Genomic DNA, 395 nt, shown 5'->3' on the forward strand with positions numbered 1-395 from the left:
CAATTATTCCCTAAATTTAAACCTTAATATTTCTCACATCATCATGCTCCACACATTTTTACGCACTTAGTCAAAAACAAAACCATTTGCATACAAATATGAATACTGTATATATTATATTTTTTATTTTAGGAGGAAAAAATGAAAGCTGTTATTCTTGCTGGTGGATACGGGACAAGGATTGGGGAAGAAACACATTTAAAACCGAAACCTATGATTGAAATTGGAACAAAACCTATTTTATGGCACATTATGAGTTTGTATAGCCATTACGGTATTACTGAATTTATTATTTGTTTAGGCTATAAAGGATATGCAATTAAAGAATTCTTTCTAAATTACAACTTACACATGTCCGATTTCACAATACATTTAAAGGATAATACAATTACTAG

Annotated in this window: 1 protein-coding gene; it reads left to right on the forward strand. The window is 29.1% G+C overall.

What is annotated here, in order from left to right:
* Positions 1 to 141: 141 nt before the first annotated feature.
* On the forward strand, positions 142 to 395 hold a 254-nt coding region (locus tag MR079_RS28495; protein ID WP_242295094.1), incomplete at its 3' end, for a sugar phosphate nucleotidyltransferase.

This window comes from Bacillus cereus group sp. BfR-BA-01381 (assembly GCF_022663555.1).
GTDB lineage: Bacteria > Bacillota > Bacilli > Bacillales > Bacillaceae_G > Bacillus_A > Bacillus_A pacificus.